Origin of the sequence: Jiangella sp. DSM 45060 (assembly GCF_900105175.1) — a bacterium.
GTDB lineage: Bacteria > Actinomycetota > Actinomycetes > Jiangellales > Jiangellaceae > Jiangella.
In genome coordinates this window covers 4,341,187-4,354,683 of sequence record NZ_LT629771.1, presented here as the reverse complement: position 1 = coordinate 4,354,683, position 13,497 = coordinate 4,341,187, and the positions used below count along the sequence as shown (strand labels likewise).

The window sequence follows — 13,497 nt, the reverse complement described above, 5'->3', positions numbered from 1 at the left end:
AGATGGACATCGCTCTGATCCGCGTCGACGACCGGCTGATCCACGGCCAGGTCGTCATGGGATGGACGCAGGCGCTGGGAATCCAGCAGATCCTGGTGGCCGACGACGCCACGGCGGCCAACCCGACGCAGAAGAACCTGATGCTCCTCGCGGTGCCGGCCGGGGTTCGCGCCGACATCCTGACGATCGCCGACTCCGCGCGCATCGTCGAGCAGTCCACGTCCGACGTGAAGACGATCATCGTCGTCAAGGGGCCCACGGAGCTGAAGGCGCTGCGCGACGCCGGCCTGAAGATGACCGAGGTCAACGTCGGCAACGTGCACACCGGGCCGGGCCGGCAGCGGCTGACCAAAGAGGTGCACGCCACCGACGACGAGATCGCCATCTGGCGCGAGCTGTCCGAGCAGGGCGTCCGCCTCGAGGCGCAGTGGCTGCCCGGCACCGCGCGCACCGACCTCGGCAAGCTCGTTGCCGGACTCTGAGCCATGGCCGCCTCCGACTCCCTCGACGTGCGACCCGGCGTCGCCGGGCAGCTGTCCCGCGGCGACGTCCCGGTCATGCGCCGGGCCAGCCTGCGCGAGCAGGTGCGCCAGGCCGTCGAGGAGCTGATCGTCTTCGGCAAGCTGGCGCCCGGCGAGCACCTGGCCGAGGAGTCCATCGCCGAGCTGCTGGGCGTCAGCCGGCAACCGGTGCGCGAGGCGCTGCAGTCGCTGTCCGTCGCCGGGTTCGTCGACCTGCGGGCCGGACGCGGCGCGTTCGTGCACGAGCCGACCGCCCGCGAGGCGCGCGAGGTGTTCCACGTCCGGGCCCTCCTCGAGTCCGACAGCTGCCGGCTGGCCGCCCAGAACGTCGACGACGACGGTGTGCGGCGGCTGGAGGCCATCTACGCGGAAGGGCTCGAGGCGTCGAGCCGGGGCGACGACCCGCGGCGGCTGCTCGAGCTGAACCGCGCGTTCCACCGGGCCATCACCGAGATCGGCGCCAACCGCGTCTCGCTGGCGCTGCTCGCCGACCTCGAGCGGCGGGCCGGCTGGTACCTCTCCACCATCATCGCCAACCGGGCGCCGTCCTCGTGGGCGGAGCACCGGGCCATCCTCGACGCCGTCGCCGCCCACGAGGCCGACCTCGCCGGCGACCTCATGCTGAACCACATCGACCACTCCAGGGACCTGCTGGAGTTCACCGGTCAGTAGCCGGAGCGCCGGCTGAAAGAGAGTCATGTCCGCAATAGAGCTCTGCCTGCTGCTGCTCGCTGCCCTGGCGGCGGGGTCGATCAACGGCGCCGTCGGCTCCGGTTCCCTCGTCACCCTGCCCGTCCTGCTCGCCCTCGGCCTCGACCCCGCCGCGGCCGTCACCACCAACACCATCGCCATGGTGACGTCCGCGCTCGGCGGCACCCTCGCCTACCGCAAGGAGCTGCGCGAGGACCGCCGGCACATCCGCGCGCTGCGCTACATCTCCGTCATCGGCGGCGTCATCGGCTCCGTCCTGCTGCTCACCACCAGCTCCGGCGCCCTCGACGTCATCGTGCCGATCCTCATCGGGTTCGCGCTGCTGCTGGTGATCGTGCAGCCCCGGCTCGCGGCCATGGCCCGTGCGCGCGCGGCCTCGCGCGCCGGCGACAACCCGTTCGGCAGCCGGGGCCTACGCGTCTCGATCCTCGGCTGCTCCATCTACGGCGGCTACTTCGCGGCCGCGCAGGGCATCCTGCTGCTCGGTGCGCTGAGCGCGTTCAGCGGGCGGCCGCTGAACAGCACGAACGGGATCAAGAACCTGCTGACGCTGACGGTCAACGTCACCGCCGCGACCGGCTTCACCATCGCCTACTTCCTCGGCCACGCCGACGTCGAGTGGCTCGCCGTCGCGGTGATGGCGGTCGGCGCCACCATCGGCGGCTACAGCGGCGGACGGCTGGCCAAGGCCCTGCCCGACTGGGTGCTGCGCAGCCTCATCATCGTGGTCGCCGTCGTGTCGCTGGGGCACGAGCTGCTGGACTGACGGTGCGACGGATGTGTCCGGCCCGCTCACCAGCCCGACCCCATAATCTGGGGCCGGGACGAACTCGAATGGAACGACCTGGTGGTCGCGACGACCGAGTTCCTGGCTGAGCGGGCTTCTACCGGCTCGCCGTCGAGCTGAAGCTCCTGCCGCCGAAGCCGACGGCGGATCAGAAGCTCGCCTTCTGGACCAGTCAGGTCAACGCGACCTACGCGTACTACGCATAGCGCCCGGACACGACAGCGGGTGTCCGCCGGTCTGTCGGCGGCACGGACTACAGTGACGACGTGGGTGCTGGTCAGGAGGGCGCGTGAGTCTCTACCGTGACGAAGGGGTCGTGCTGCGCACCCAGAAGCTGGGCGAGGCCGACCGCATCGTCACGCTGCTCACCAGGGGCAACGGCCGCATCCGCACCGTGGGCAAGGGCGTGCGGCGCACCACCAGCCGGTTCGGCGCGCGGCTCGAGCCGTTCATGCACGTCGACTGCCAGTTCGCCACGGGCCGCACGCTCGACATCGTCACGCAGGCCGAGACCATCGCGCCGTACGGCATGAACATCACCGACGACTACGGCCGCTACACCGCGGGCACCGCCATGCTCGAGACCGCGGAACGGCTCACGGCCGAGGAGCGCGAGCCGGCCGTGCAGCTGTACCTGCTGCTGGTCGGCGCGCTGCGCACGCTGGCCGGCGCCACCCACGACCCCGGGCTGGTGCTCGACGCGTTCCTGTTGCGCGGGCTGTCCATCGCCGGGTTCGCGCCCAGCTTCGAGGACTGCGCCCGCTGCGACGCCCGGGGACCGCACCGGCTGTTCTCGGTCCAGGCCGGCGGCATGGTGTGCGGCTCGTGCCGGCCGGCCGGCACCGTCGCCCCGGCCGGCGACACCATCGCGCTGCTGGCGGCGCTGCTCACCGGCGACTGGCCGGTCGCCGACTCCAGCCAGCCGCGGGCCCGGCGCGAGGCCAGCGGCATCACGGCGGCCTTCCTGCAGTGGCACCTCGAGCGCGGGCTGCGCTCGCTCGGCCTGGTGGAGCGGTGAAGCGCACCTACACCTCGCCCACGCCGCACCCGTCCGGAGCCGTCCCGCCGCCCGTCCCGCCGGACCTGGTGCCGGCCCACGTCGCCCTCGTCATGGACGGCAACGGCCGCTGGGCGAACGCCCGCGGGCTGCCGCGCACCAAGGGCCACGAGGCCGGCGAGGCGGTCCTGCTCGACGTCATCCACGGGGCCATCGAGATCGGCGTGCGCTGCCTGTCCGTGTACGCGTTCTCCACCGAGAACTGGCGCCGCTCGCCCGAGGAGGTGCGCTTCCTCATGGGCTTCAACCGCACGGTCATCCGGCGCCGCCGCGCCGAGCTCGACGCGCTCGGGGTGCGCATCCGGTGGGCCGGCCGGCGGCCGCGGCTGTGGAAGAGCGTCATCAGCGAACTGCAGGACGCCGAGCGGCGCACTCGCGACAACGACGTCATCACGCTGCAGTTCTGCGTCAACTACGGCGGCCGGGCCGAGCTCGGCGACGCCGCCGCCGCGATGGCCGCCGACGTCGCCGCCGGGCGGCTGCGGCCCGACAAGGTGAACGAGCGGACCCTCGGCCGCTACCTCTACAACCCCGACCTCCCCGACGTCGACCTGTTCGTCCGGCCGTCGGGGGAGCAGCGCACGTCGAACTTCATGCTCTGGCAGTCGGCGTACGCCGAGATGGTGTTCATGGACACCCTGTGGCCCGACTTCGACCGCCGCCAGCTGTGGACGGCCATCGAGCAGTACGCACGGCGCGACCGCCGCTACGGCGGCGCCGACCCCGCCGCGCCCGCCGTCTGAACGCGGTCTGAACCGCCGTCAGACCGGCCCCATGTCGCGCTCTTCGCGCCAGCCCAGGTTGGTCGCCATGCGCGCCAGCACCTCGACGGCCGCGCGGTACTCGTCGTCGGTGATGCCCTCGGTGATCCGCTGACGGTCGGCCGCGACCCGGGACTGGATGTCGGTGAGCGCCTTCGCGCCGGTCTCGGTGAGCATGACGCGGTCGGGGCCGACGGGGGTGGCCCAGCCGCGGTTGCAGAGGTCGTCGGCCACAGGGCGGACGGTGGGCATGTGCGGCGCGAGATACAGCGCCGCTTCGTCGTCGATCTGCGCGTAGGTGGCCGGGCCGTTCTCGAGCAGGTTGAGGATCTGCCAGTGCCGCGGCGTGACGGCGGCGCTGCCCAGGACGGCGTCGAAGCCCTGATCGATCAGGCGATCGACCAGCTTGAGCCAGTACCCGATCGGGTGCCGCTCCGCGGGCCCCTCCGACGCGTTCATGACAACTCCTCTGAACACCGACGATTCACTTGTTCTCGTGCAACGACCTGAAAATTGACAGGCATGTCCGCCGTTCAGCGGGCACATTCGCGACCGCGGCATTCCTGATGACCACATTATGTGCGGGAAACCACTGGCTGAAATCGCTAACCTCATTTTTGTTTCCATCTGATCATTCCGGCGCGGTGAGCCGCGCCGCCTTGTCTTCCAGGTAGCGCTGTTCGGGCAGGCTCGTGGTGCGCTGTGCGGCCAGCCGGTACGCGGCCCGTGCCGCGGCGGCGTCGCCGGCCATCTCGAGCAGGTGCGCGCGGACGGCCTCGAGCCGGTGGTGCTCGGCCAGCCGGCTGTCGTCGGCCAGCGTCTCGAGCAGCGCCAGCCCGGCCTCGGGCCCGTCGACCATCGCGACCGCGACGGCGTGGTTGAGCGTCACCATCGGGTTGGGCGCGATGCGCGCCAGCACCTCGTAGAGCGCGACGATCTGCGGCCAGTCGGTGTCGTCGGCGGCCGGCGCCTCGTCGTGCACCGCCGCGATGGCCGCCTGCACCTGGTACGGGCCGAGGTCGCCGTGGCGCAGCGCGTCGGTGACCAGCAGGACGCCTTCGTCGATGGCGGCCTTGTCCCAGCTGGTGCGGTCCTGCTCGGCCAGCGGCACCAGGCTGCCGTCGGGCCGGGTGCGGGCCGTGCGCCGCGCGTCGGTGAGCAGCATGAGCGCCAGCAGCCCGGTGACCTCGCCGTCGCGCGGGAGCAGCCGGTGCACCTGGCGGGTCAGCCGGATCGCCTCGGCGGCCAGCTCGACGTGCTGCAGGTCGGCGCCGGACGTGGCGGTGTAGCCCTCGTTGAAGATGAGGTAGAGCACGTGCAGGACGGCGCGCAGCCGCTCGGCGCGGTCTTCCTCGGGTGGGAGGTCGAACCGGGCGCCGGCGGTCTTGATGCTCTGCTTGGCCCGGCTGATGCGCTGCCCCATGGTGGTCTCGGGCACCATGAACGCGCGCGCGATCTGCGTGGTGGTGAGGCCGCCGACGGCGCGCAGCGTCAGCGCCACCTGCGACGGCGCCGACAGCGACGGGTGGCAGCACATGAACAGCAGCGTCAGCGTGTCGTCGGTGTCGGGCGGCTGCTCGTCGGCCGGCGGGGCGGTGAACTGACCGTCGGACGGCGTGAGCGCGGCGGCGTTCTCTTCGCGCCGCCGCCGGGCCGACTCGCTGCGCAGCTGGTCGGTCAGCCGGCGCGACGCGACGGTGATGAGCCACGCCCGCGGGTTGTCGGGAACGCCGTCGTCGGGCCACTGGACGGCGGCCGCGAGCAGCGCGTCCTGGACGGCGTCTTCGGCGGCGTCGAAGTGGCCGTAGCGGCGCACCAGCGCACCCAGCACCTGCGGCGCCTGCTCGCGCAGCAGGTCCTCGATTCCCCCGTCCATCGCCCCCATTGTGGGCCATGCCACCGACAACGTCGCGGAAGAGCGCCACACTTTCGCCATGACGAGCGATGTATGGGACGAGGAGACCGCCCGCCGCTACGACGAGACCTCGGCCGAGATGTTCGTGCCCGAACGGCTCGACCCCGCCGTCGAGCTGCTCGCCTCCCTGGCCGGAGGCTCGGCCGCGCTGGAGTTCGCCATCGGCACAGGCCGCGTCGCCGTGCCGCTGCACACGCGCGGCGTCCCCGTCACCGGGATCGACCTGTCCGGGCCGATGGTGGACCAGCTTCGCCGCAAGCCCGGCGCGGCCGGTATCCCGGTCGTCGTGGGCGACATGGCGACCACCCGCGTCGACGGCGAGTTCGGCCTGGTCTACCTGGTGTTCAACACGATCTCCAACCTGCGCACCCAGGCCGAGCAGGCGGCCTGCTTCCGCAACGCCGCCCGGCACCTGGCGGCCGGCGGCCGGTTCGTGATCGAGCTGTGGGTGCCGCCGTTGCGCCGCTTCCCGCCCGGCCAGTCCGCCGTCCCGTTCGACGTCGGCCCGGACCACCTGGGCTTCGACACCATGGACCTCGTCACCCAGCAGGGCACGTCGCATCACTTCTCCCGCGAGGCCGACGGCTCGTACCGGCGCGGGGAGAGCAACTTCCGCTACGTCTGGCCGTCCGAGTGCGACCTGATGGCGCAGCTGGCCGGGCTGGAGCTGGAGCACCGCTGGGCGGACTGGGACCGCAGCCCCTTCACGTCCGAGAGCGAGAGTCACGTGTCGGTCTGGCGCAAGCCCTAGTGCTCGTCGTAGTGGCGGCCGTGCGCGGCGTGCAGGTGGCCGTCGTGCAGGTAGTCGGTGTGGTCGCCGTGCTCGACGGTGGGGTGGCCGCACTCGGGGTCGTGCTGGTGCTGGTGCCGCTCGGCGGTGACGTGCGCCCCGGTGACCCGAGGGTCCTCGCCGTTGACGGAGCGGCGGGCCCGGCGCCGGCGCAGCAGCGAACCGGCCGGCCAGGCCAGCACGAACCCGATCAGCGACCCGACGACGATGCTCGCTCCCGGCGCGACGTCGACGTAGTAGGAGAACACGACGCCGCCCAGCGACGGCACCACGCCGAGCACCATGGCCAGCGCGAACGTCGTCCGGAAGCTGCGGGTGAGCTGCTGCGCCGTCGCCACCGGCACCACCATCAGCGCGCTGACCAGCAGCAGCCCCACCGTCCGCATGGCCACCGTGACGGTGACGGCGGCCATGACGGCGATCAGCATGCTGTACAGGCGCACCGGCAGGCCGCTGACCCGGGCGAACTCCTCGTCCTGGCAGATCGCGAACAGCTGCGGCGCCAGTCCCACGGCCAGCGCGATGACGACGGCGGCCAGGACGGCGACCACCCACAGGTCGTCCTGCGAGACCGTCGTGATGGAACCGAACAGGTACGTGTTCAGCGTCGCCGCCGTGCTGCCGGCCAGCCCGGTGATCAGCACGCCGCCGGCGATGCCGCCGTAGAACAGCATGGCCAGCGCGACGTCGGCCGAGGCCCGGCCCTTGGCCCGGACGTAGTCGATCGCCAGCGCGCCGAGCACGGCCACCGCCACCGACGTCCACACCGGCGCCCAGCCGGTCAGCAGGCCGACGGCGACACCCGTCAGCGCGACGTGCCCGAGCCCGTCGCCCAGCAGCGCCAGCCGCCGCTGCACCAGGTAGGTGCCGACGGCGGGCGCGGCCAGGCCGGTGAGGACGGCCGCGATCAGCGCCCGCTGCATGAAGTCGTAGTCGAGGAAGCTCATCCGAACAGGCCCGCCCCGTGGTCCTCGCGGTGGTCGTCGTGGTGGTCGGGTGGACCGGTCAGCGTCATCGACGGCGTCGGCAGCGGGCCGTCGTGGACGACGTGGCCGCCGTCGAGCACGACGCCGCGGTCGACCAGCGGCGCCAGCGGTCCCATCTCGTGCAGCACCAGCAGCACCGTGCGGCCGGACGCGACGAACGTGCGCAACGCGCGGGCGAACGCCTCCTGGCTGCGGTGGTCGACGCCGGCGTTGGGCTCGTCGAGGACCAGCAGGTCGGGCTCGGACGCGGCGGCGCGGGCGATCAGCACCCGCTGCTGCTGCCCGCCGGACAGGTTGGCGACGCTGCGTCCGGCGTGCTCGGACAGCCCGACCAGCTCGATCGCGGCGTCGACGGCGGCGCGGTCGGCCTTGCGGGCCGGTCGGAAGAGCTTGCGCCGGGCCAGCCGCCCCGCCGCGACGACCTCGCGCACCGTTGCGGGAACCCCGCCCGCCGCCGTCGTGCGCTGCGGCACGTAGCCGACCCGCCACCAGTCGTGGAACGACCGCAGCGGCGTGCCGAACAGCCGCACCTCGCCGGCGGCGGCCGGCACCAGCCCGACCGCCGCGCGGACCAGCGTCGACTTGCCCGAGCCGTTCGCGCCCAGCAGGGTGACGACCTCGCCCTCGACGACCTTGAGGTCGACGCCGTGCAGCACCGGGCGATCGTCGAGCTCGACCCGCAACCCGCGGACGTCGACGACGGCTGATCTCATGGGGGTCACGGTACTCACGTACACCCGTTGGCGGCGCGCAGCGCTTCGAGGTCGGCCCGCATCAGGCTGAAGTAGTCCTGGTCGGCGGTGTCGTCGGTGAGGCCCTCGATCGGGTCGAGCACCGCGGCCTGCACACCGAGGTCGCCGGCCAGCGTCTCGGCGACGTCCGGGCTGACGAGGCGTTCGTAGAAGATCGTCGTGACGCCCTGCTCCCGCACGACGTCGTGGACCTCGGCCAGCCGTTCCGGCGACGGCTCCGCCTCCGGGTCGATGCCGGAGATGCCGATCTGCTCGAGGTCGTACCGGTGCGCGAGGTAACCGAACGCCTCGTGCGCGACGACGAACACCCGCTGCGTGCACTGCGCCAGGCCGGTCTCGAACTCCTGGTCCAGCTCCTGCAGATCGGCGTTGAGGGCGTCGGCGTTGGCGCGGTAGTCGTCGGCGTTGTCCGGGTCGGCCTCGGCCAGCCGGTCGGCGACGGCGGACGCGATGGCCTCGAGGTTCGTGGGGTCGAGCCAGATGTGCGGGTCGCCGGCGAGGTCGCCGTGGTCGTGGCCCTCGTGGCTCTCCTCGTCGGCGTGCTCGTCCTCGTGCTCGTCGCCGTGCTCGTCCTCGTGTTCGTCGCCGTGCTCCGGCTCGTCGAGCAGCTCGACCAGGCCCGCGACGTCGACGGCGCGGTCCTCGGCGTTCTGCTCGACCGCCTCGTCGACGGACGGCTGGAACCCGGCCAGGTAGACGACGAGGTCGGCGTCGGAGATCTCGCCGACCTGGCGGGCGGTCAGCTCGAGGTCGTGCGGCTCGCCGCCGGCCTGCGTGAGGTTGTCGACGGTGGCGTGGTCGCCCGCGACACGTTCGGTGACGAACGCCAGTGGGTAGAACGACGCGGCGACGGTGAGGCCGTCGCCGCCGCTCGCGGTGCCGGCGTCGTCGCCGCAGCCCGAGAGGACGAGCCCGGCGAGGGCGGCGGTGCTCAACGCGGCCATCGCCGCACGACGGTTCTTCATGGGACACATTCTCATCAAGACTGACAACCATTGTCAAAACGTCGGGTTCGGAACGTCCCGGCGGGGCTCGCGCGTTGGGGGAGTGGGTGCGGTCGCCGAGGGCCGCGCCCAGGGTGCGCCGCGAGGTGCGCTCACGGGTGCGCCGGGAGGCGTGCTCACGGGTGCGCCGGGAGGCGTGCTCACGGGGGTGCGGTGGCTCGCGGCGCGAGGGCGCGTCCCGCGGGGGCGCTGCGGGCCACCGCCTCGTCCGCCTGTGCGCGGACCGCTCGTCGCCGAAGGGTGATCGGAGCTAGACTCTCATTGGTAATGAGAATCGACAGGGAGCGACCCAGGTGACGGTACGCGAACAGCCGGCCAAGGAGCACCGCCGGACGCGGCAGCGCGCCGCTGTCGACGAGGTGCTCGACGAGACCGAGGACTTCATCAGCGCCCAGGAGCTGCACGCCCTGCTGCGCGACCGTGGCGCCGGCGTCGGACTGGCCACCGTCTACCGCACCCTGCAGACCCTCGCCGACGATGGCCGGGTCGACGTCCTCCGCTCCGACGCCGGCGAGGCGGTCTACCGGCGCTGCGTCCGCGAGGAGCACCACCACCATCTGGTCTGCCGGTCCTGCGGCGCCACGGTCGAGATCGCCGGCCCCACGGTCGAGCGCTGGGCCAAGTCCGTCGCCGACCAGCACGGCTACTCCGAGGTGTCGCACACGCTGGAGATCTTCGGCACCTGCCCGCGCTGCGCCGCCTCCTGATGGCGAATCCGGTCACCGCTGCGAGGTGACCGCTGCTCAGCCGCACCCCGGTCGGTGCGCGAGCGAGCCATTGCTCCGGTCCGAAGCGTCCCGGTAACGTCGTCCGCATCCTATTTATACGTATTAGGAGGCGGCGTGCGAGGGTGGACGTGGCGGGCGGCGGGCCGGCGGGACGGCTCGGACCGGCGGGACTCGGCGGCGGGCCGGGGTCGCGTGTCGCACCGGCGGGACCCGGCGGCGAGCCGGGGTCGCGTGTCGGACCGGCGAGACCCGGCGGCGGGCCGGTCTCCGGGTGGTCGGAACCGGACGGTGCGGACGGCGGGCCGGTGGAGCCCGGCGGTGCGGACGGCGGCGGCGCTCGTCGCCGTCCTGACGTTGGGAGCGACCTCGGCGGCGGCCGCCGCTCCGGCGACGGCGGGGCTCGCGGGTGGGCTGCCCGCCAGCACGGTCGCCTCGCCACTCTCGGCGATCACCTCGGCCCCATCCATGACGCCAGTCACGTCGGCCACAACAGCCACAGCGACTGACCGGCCGGGCACGTTCGACGAGACCGTGCTGTGGGACTCGGCGGCCGGCCCGCACGAGAGCTACCACGTGCAGGGTCTCGCGGTGACGCCGTCGGACACGATCCTGGCGTTCACCGAGGGCCGCCACGAGGTCTGCGACGCCGGGCCGCGCGACATCGTCCTGCGCCGCAGCACGGACGGCGGCGACAGCTGGGAGCCGAGCCGCATCGTCGTCCCGTCCGTCGACGGGCAGTCGTGGGGCAACCCGACGCCGGTCGTGGACCAGGAAACCGGCGAGATCTTCCTGTTCTTCGGCCTGTCGCTGCTGGACCCGGGCAACACCGGCTGCTCCGGCGACCGCCAGGAGCTCTACCTGAGCCGCAGCGCCGACGACGGCGTCACGTGGAGCGCGCCGGTGGAGCTGGACGAGCTGTTCGCCGGCAACCCGTACGGCTGGACGCTGCACGGACCGGGCCCCGGCCACGGCATCCAGCTGGAGAACGGCCGGCTGGTCATGCAGGTGCTGCACCGCCGCGAGGTCGTCGGCCACACCACACCGGAGCGGCTGTACGGCGTCTCGGTGATCTACAGCGACGACCACGGCGCCAGCTGGCAGGCGGGCGAGCCGATCCCGGTCGACGTCAACTACCCGATCAACGAGAGCCGCGTCTACGATCGCGGCGACGGCGCCGTCGTCGTCAACGGGCGGTCGGCGGCGGGCGGGCACCGGCAGCGGATCAGCGCCGTCAGCACCGACGGCGGGCAGACCTGGTCCGACCCGGTGCTCGAGCCCGCGACCGGCCGGTACACCGCCGTCGACGCCGGGTTCCTGCGGTTCGACGGCCCCGACGGTGTCAGCCGGCTGCTGCACGCCCGCCCGGACTCCGCCCGCCGCGAGGCGCTCACCGTCTCCGTCAGCTACGACGACGGCGCGACCTACCGCTACGACACCATCGTCAACCCGGGGCCGTCGTACTACTCCGACCTCGCGGTGCTGTCCGACGGCACGATCCTGCTGTTCTACGGCCGCGACGGCGAGATCCTCGGCTCGCCCGCGCGGCTGGTGATGGCTCGGTTCGACCTCGCCTGGCTGACGAACGGCCGCGACGGCGGCGACCTCGCCGAGCACGCCGTCGAGCTCGGCGACACCGCGGGGGCGAAGGTCCGCCCGCCCGCCGGGGAGCCGGCCACGCAGACCGTCAGTCCGGACGTCGCGGGCGGGAACGACGCGGTCGTCACCGGCGCTCCGGCCGCCGACGACGGCGGGCTCGCGCTCGACGGCGACGACGCCCTGGAGCTCCCCGCGACCGACGCGGTCCGCGCCGCCGGCGACACGTTCACCGCGTCGGCCTGGTTCCGCACCAGCGGCCAGGACACCCAGTCGATCCTCTGGGCGTACGGCTGGGGTTCGGCCACGCCGCAGTGGTGGCTACGTGCCGAGCCGGGCAACGGCCGCCTCCAGGCGCTGGTCGACACCGGCCAGGCGACGGCGTCGCTCAGCGCGCCCGGCGCCTACGCCGACGGCGCATGGCACCACGCGGCCCTGACTCGCGGCGGCGGCATGATCGAGCTGTACGTCGACGGCGTGCGGGTCGCCCAGGCGGCGTCCCCGACCGGCGACCTCGCGTTCAGCGCCCGCGAGGGCATCCACGTGGGGCAGCGGCCGGACGGCGCGAACCGGCTCACCGGCGGCGTCGACGAGGTCCGGCTGTACGACCGGGTGCTGACGGCGGACGAGATCGCGGCCCTGGCCGCGTCGCGCGCCGCGGACGGTGCCGCCGGCGCCGTCGTCCACCTGCCGCTGGACGAGACCGTGCGCGAGCGGGTCGCGTGGCCACGGCCCGAGGCCGTCGAAGACGAGAACGCCCGCGGCGGCGCCGCCCTGACGTACGCCGCGACCGGCCCGGGCGACTACCTGGAGCTGCCGTTCCGCCTGGCCCGCGACGAGGGCGCGTTCGACGTCGCCGTGCGGTACGCCCGCGGTCAGGATGCCGGCCGGATCGAGGTCAGCATCGACGGACGGCCGCTGCCGGACGGTGTGCTCGACCCGAGCCTGGACACCGGCTCGGCCTACCAGACCTACCAGCACGGCACCGTCGCGCTCGGCCGCGGCCTGCACCGGATCCGGTTCACGCTGCTCGAGCCCGGCCGGCTCGGCGGCACGACGATCGCGCCGGACGAGCTGACGCTGATCGCCGCCGAGCACCCGTCCGACGAGGCGCACCGCGACGTCGTGGTCGACGACGAGTCGGTCGGCGCCTTCCGGATGACCGGCACGTGGAGCCGGGCGACCGGGCAGGCCGGCCACCCGTACTACGGCGTCAGCTACCGGTCCGCGCCGGCCGGTACCGGCGACCGCGTCGCCGGCTGGCAGGTCGACGTCCCGGTCACGGGGGAGTACCACGTGCTCGCCAGGACCGTCGCGCACGCCAACCGCGCCTCCGACGCGCCGTTCACCGTCCGCCACGCCGACGGCGCGACGACGGTCCGCGTCGACCAGCGCGGCCAGGGCCGGGTCGTCGGCGACGACCGGCCGGCGGTCTGGGTGGACCTCGGCGCGTTCCGGTTCGAGGCGGGCGCGGCCGGGCGGGTGGAGCTGTCCAACGCGGCGGACGGGTTCGTCATCGCCGACGCGATCATGGTCACCCGCGACGCGGTACCCGGCGCGGTGGCGGACGTGACGGCGCAGGCGTCCGGCCCGGCGTCGGCGCTGGTCTCGTGGGCCGCGGCGGACGGCGCCGACGGCTACGACGTCGAGGTGCGCGCCGCCGGGACCGAACTGTGGACGCTGGCCGGCCGGACCGGCGCGGACGCGACGTCGCTGGAGGTCACCGGCCTCGCGCCGGCGACGGCGTACGCGTTCCGCGTGTACGCGTTCGCCGAGCCCGACCCGGGCCGTCCGGCGCTGGCCGGCCCGGCGTCCGCCCCGGTCACCGTCACGACCGGGTAGCCCGGACCGGTGTTGAAATGTCCGCCTCCCGGCCCTTAAGGTAAGGCTCG

General features: G+C 73.3%; 13 protein-coding genes. 8 read left to right on the top strand and 5 right to left on the bottom strand.

Going from position 1 to position 13,497, the window contains the following annotated elements; genetic code table 11:
* Window positions 1-2: 2 nt before the first annotated feature.
* The 5 genes from BLU82_RS19390 (at window position 3) to BLU82_RS19370 (ending at window position 3,819) form a co-directional block, all read left to right on the top strand.
* Complete coding sequence (locus BLU82_RS19390) at window positions 3-482, top strand: PTS sugar transporter subunit IIB (protein ID WP_157741134.1); 480 nt, start codon at window positions 3-5, stop codon at window positions 480-482.
* A 3-nt stretch (window positions 483-485) separates the two neighbouring features.
* Window positions 486-1,193: a GntR family transcriptional regulator gene (locus tag BLU82_RS19385; protein WP_092622748.1), complete on the top strand. Its 708-nt coding sequence runs from the start codon at window positions 486-488 to the stop codon at window positions 1,191-1,193.
* 25 nt (window positions 1,194-1,218) lie between these two features.
* Window positions 1,219-1,998 carry a sulfite exporter TauE/SafE family protein gene (locus BLU82_RS19380; RefSeq protein ID WP_092622747.1) on the top strand — a complete coding sequence of 260 codons (780 nt, stop codon included), beginning with the start codon at window positions 1,219-1,221 and terminating at the stop codon, window positions 1,996-1,998.
* 310 nt (window positions 1,999-2,308) lie between these two features.
* Window positions 2,309-3,037 (top strand): DNA repair protein RecO, encoded by a 729-nt coding sequence (gene recO / locus BLU82_RS19375; RefSeq protein ID WP_092622746.1) that lies wholly within the window; start codon window positions 2,309-2,311, stop codon window positions 3,035-3,037.
* Window positions 3,034-3,819 (top strand): isoprenyl transferase, encoded by a 786-nt coding sequence (locus BLU82_RS19370; protein WP_231947534.1) that lies wholly within the window; start codon window positions 3,034-3,036, stop codon window positions 3,817-3,819. The genes recO and BLU82_RS19370 overlap by 4 nt, the downstream gene beginning before the upstream one ends.
* Before the next feature lie 18 nt (window positions 3,820-3,837).
* Here the strand turns inward: BLU82_RS19370 and BLU82_RS19365 are convergent, their stop codons facing one another.
* Both BLU82_RS19365 and BLU82_RS19360 read right to left on the bottom strand, forming a co-directional pair.
* Window positions 3,838-4,296: a MarR family winged helix-turn-helix transcriptional regulator gene (locus BLU82_RS19365; protein ID WP_092622744.1), complete on the bottom strand. Its 459-nt coding sequence runs from the start codon at window positions 4,294-4,296 to the stop codon at window positions 3,838-3,840.
* A 172-nt stretch (window positions 4,297-4,468) separates the two neighbouring features.
* Window positions 4,469-5,713: an RNA polymerase sigma factor gene (locus tag BLU82_RS19360; RefSeq protein ID WP_092622743.1), complete on the bottom strand. Its 1,245-nt coding sequence runs from the start codon at window positions 5,711-5,713 to the stop codon at window positions 4,469-4,471.
* A gap of 58 nt (window positions 5,714-5,771) precedes the next feature.
* On the opposite strand from BLU82_RS19360, the gene BLU82_RS19355 reads away from it, so the two are divergent.
* Window positions 5,772-6,503 (top strand): class I SAM-dependent methyltransferase, encoded by a 732-nt coding sequence (locus tag BLU82_RS19355; RefSeq protein ID WP_092622742.1) that lies wholly within the window; start codon window positions 5,772-5,774, stop codon window positions 6,501-6,503.
* Here BLU82_RS19355 and BLU82_RS19350 read toward each other — a convergent pair.
* Genes BLU82_RS19350 through BLU82_RS19340 form a run of 3 tightly spaced genes read right to left on the bottom strand, consistent with a single transcriptional unit; the run spans window position 6,500 to window position 9,245 of the window.
* Window positions 6,500-7,489: a metal ABC transporter permease gene (locus BLU82_RS19350; protein WP_092622741.1), complete on the bottom strand. Its 990-nt coding sequence runs from the start codon at window positions 7,487-7,489 to the stop codon at window positions 6,500-6,502. The two genes, BLU82_RS19355 and BLU82_RS19350, sit on opposite strands and share 4 nt — an antisense overlap.
* Window positions 7,486-8,241, bottom strand: coding sequence for a metal ABC transporter ATP-binding protein (locus tag BLU82_RS19345; RefSeq protein WP_092622740.1), 756 nt, complete (start codon window positions 8,239-8,241; stop codon window positions 7,486-7,488). The genes BLU82_RS19350 and BLU82_RS19345 overlap by 4 nt, the downstream gene beginning before the upstream one ends.
* A gap of 14 nt (window positions 8,242-8,255) precedes the next feature.
* Window positions 8,256-9,245 carry a metal ABC transporter substrate-binding protein gene (locus tag BLU82_RS19340; protein WP_092622739.1) on the bottom strand — a complete coding sequence of 330 codons (990 nt, stop codon included), beginning with the start codon at window positions 9,243-9,245 and terminating at the stop codon, window positions 8,256-8,258.
* Window positions 9,246-9,577: 332 nt separating this feature from the next.
* On the opposite strand from BLU82_RS19340, the gene BLU82_RS19335 reads away from it, so the two are divergent.
* Window positions 9,578-9,991: a Fur family transcriptional regulator gene (locus BLU82_RS19335; protein WP_092622738.1), complete on the top strand. Its 414-nt coding sequence runs from the start codon at window positions 9,578-9,580 to the stop codon at window positions 9,989-9,991.
* Window positions 9,992-10,543: 552 nt separating this feature from the next.
* Window positions 10,544-13,447, top strand: a complete 2,904-nt coding sequence (locus BLU82_RS19330) for an exo-alpha-sialidase (RefSeq protein ID WP_172885649.1) — start codon at window positions 10,544-10,546, stop codon at window positions 13,445-13,447.
* Window positions 13,448-13,497: the final 50 nt, after the last annotated feature.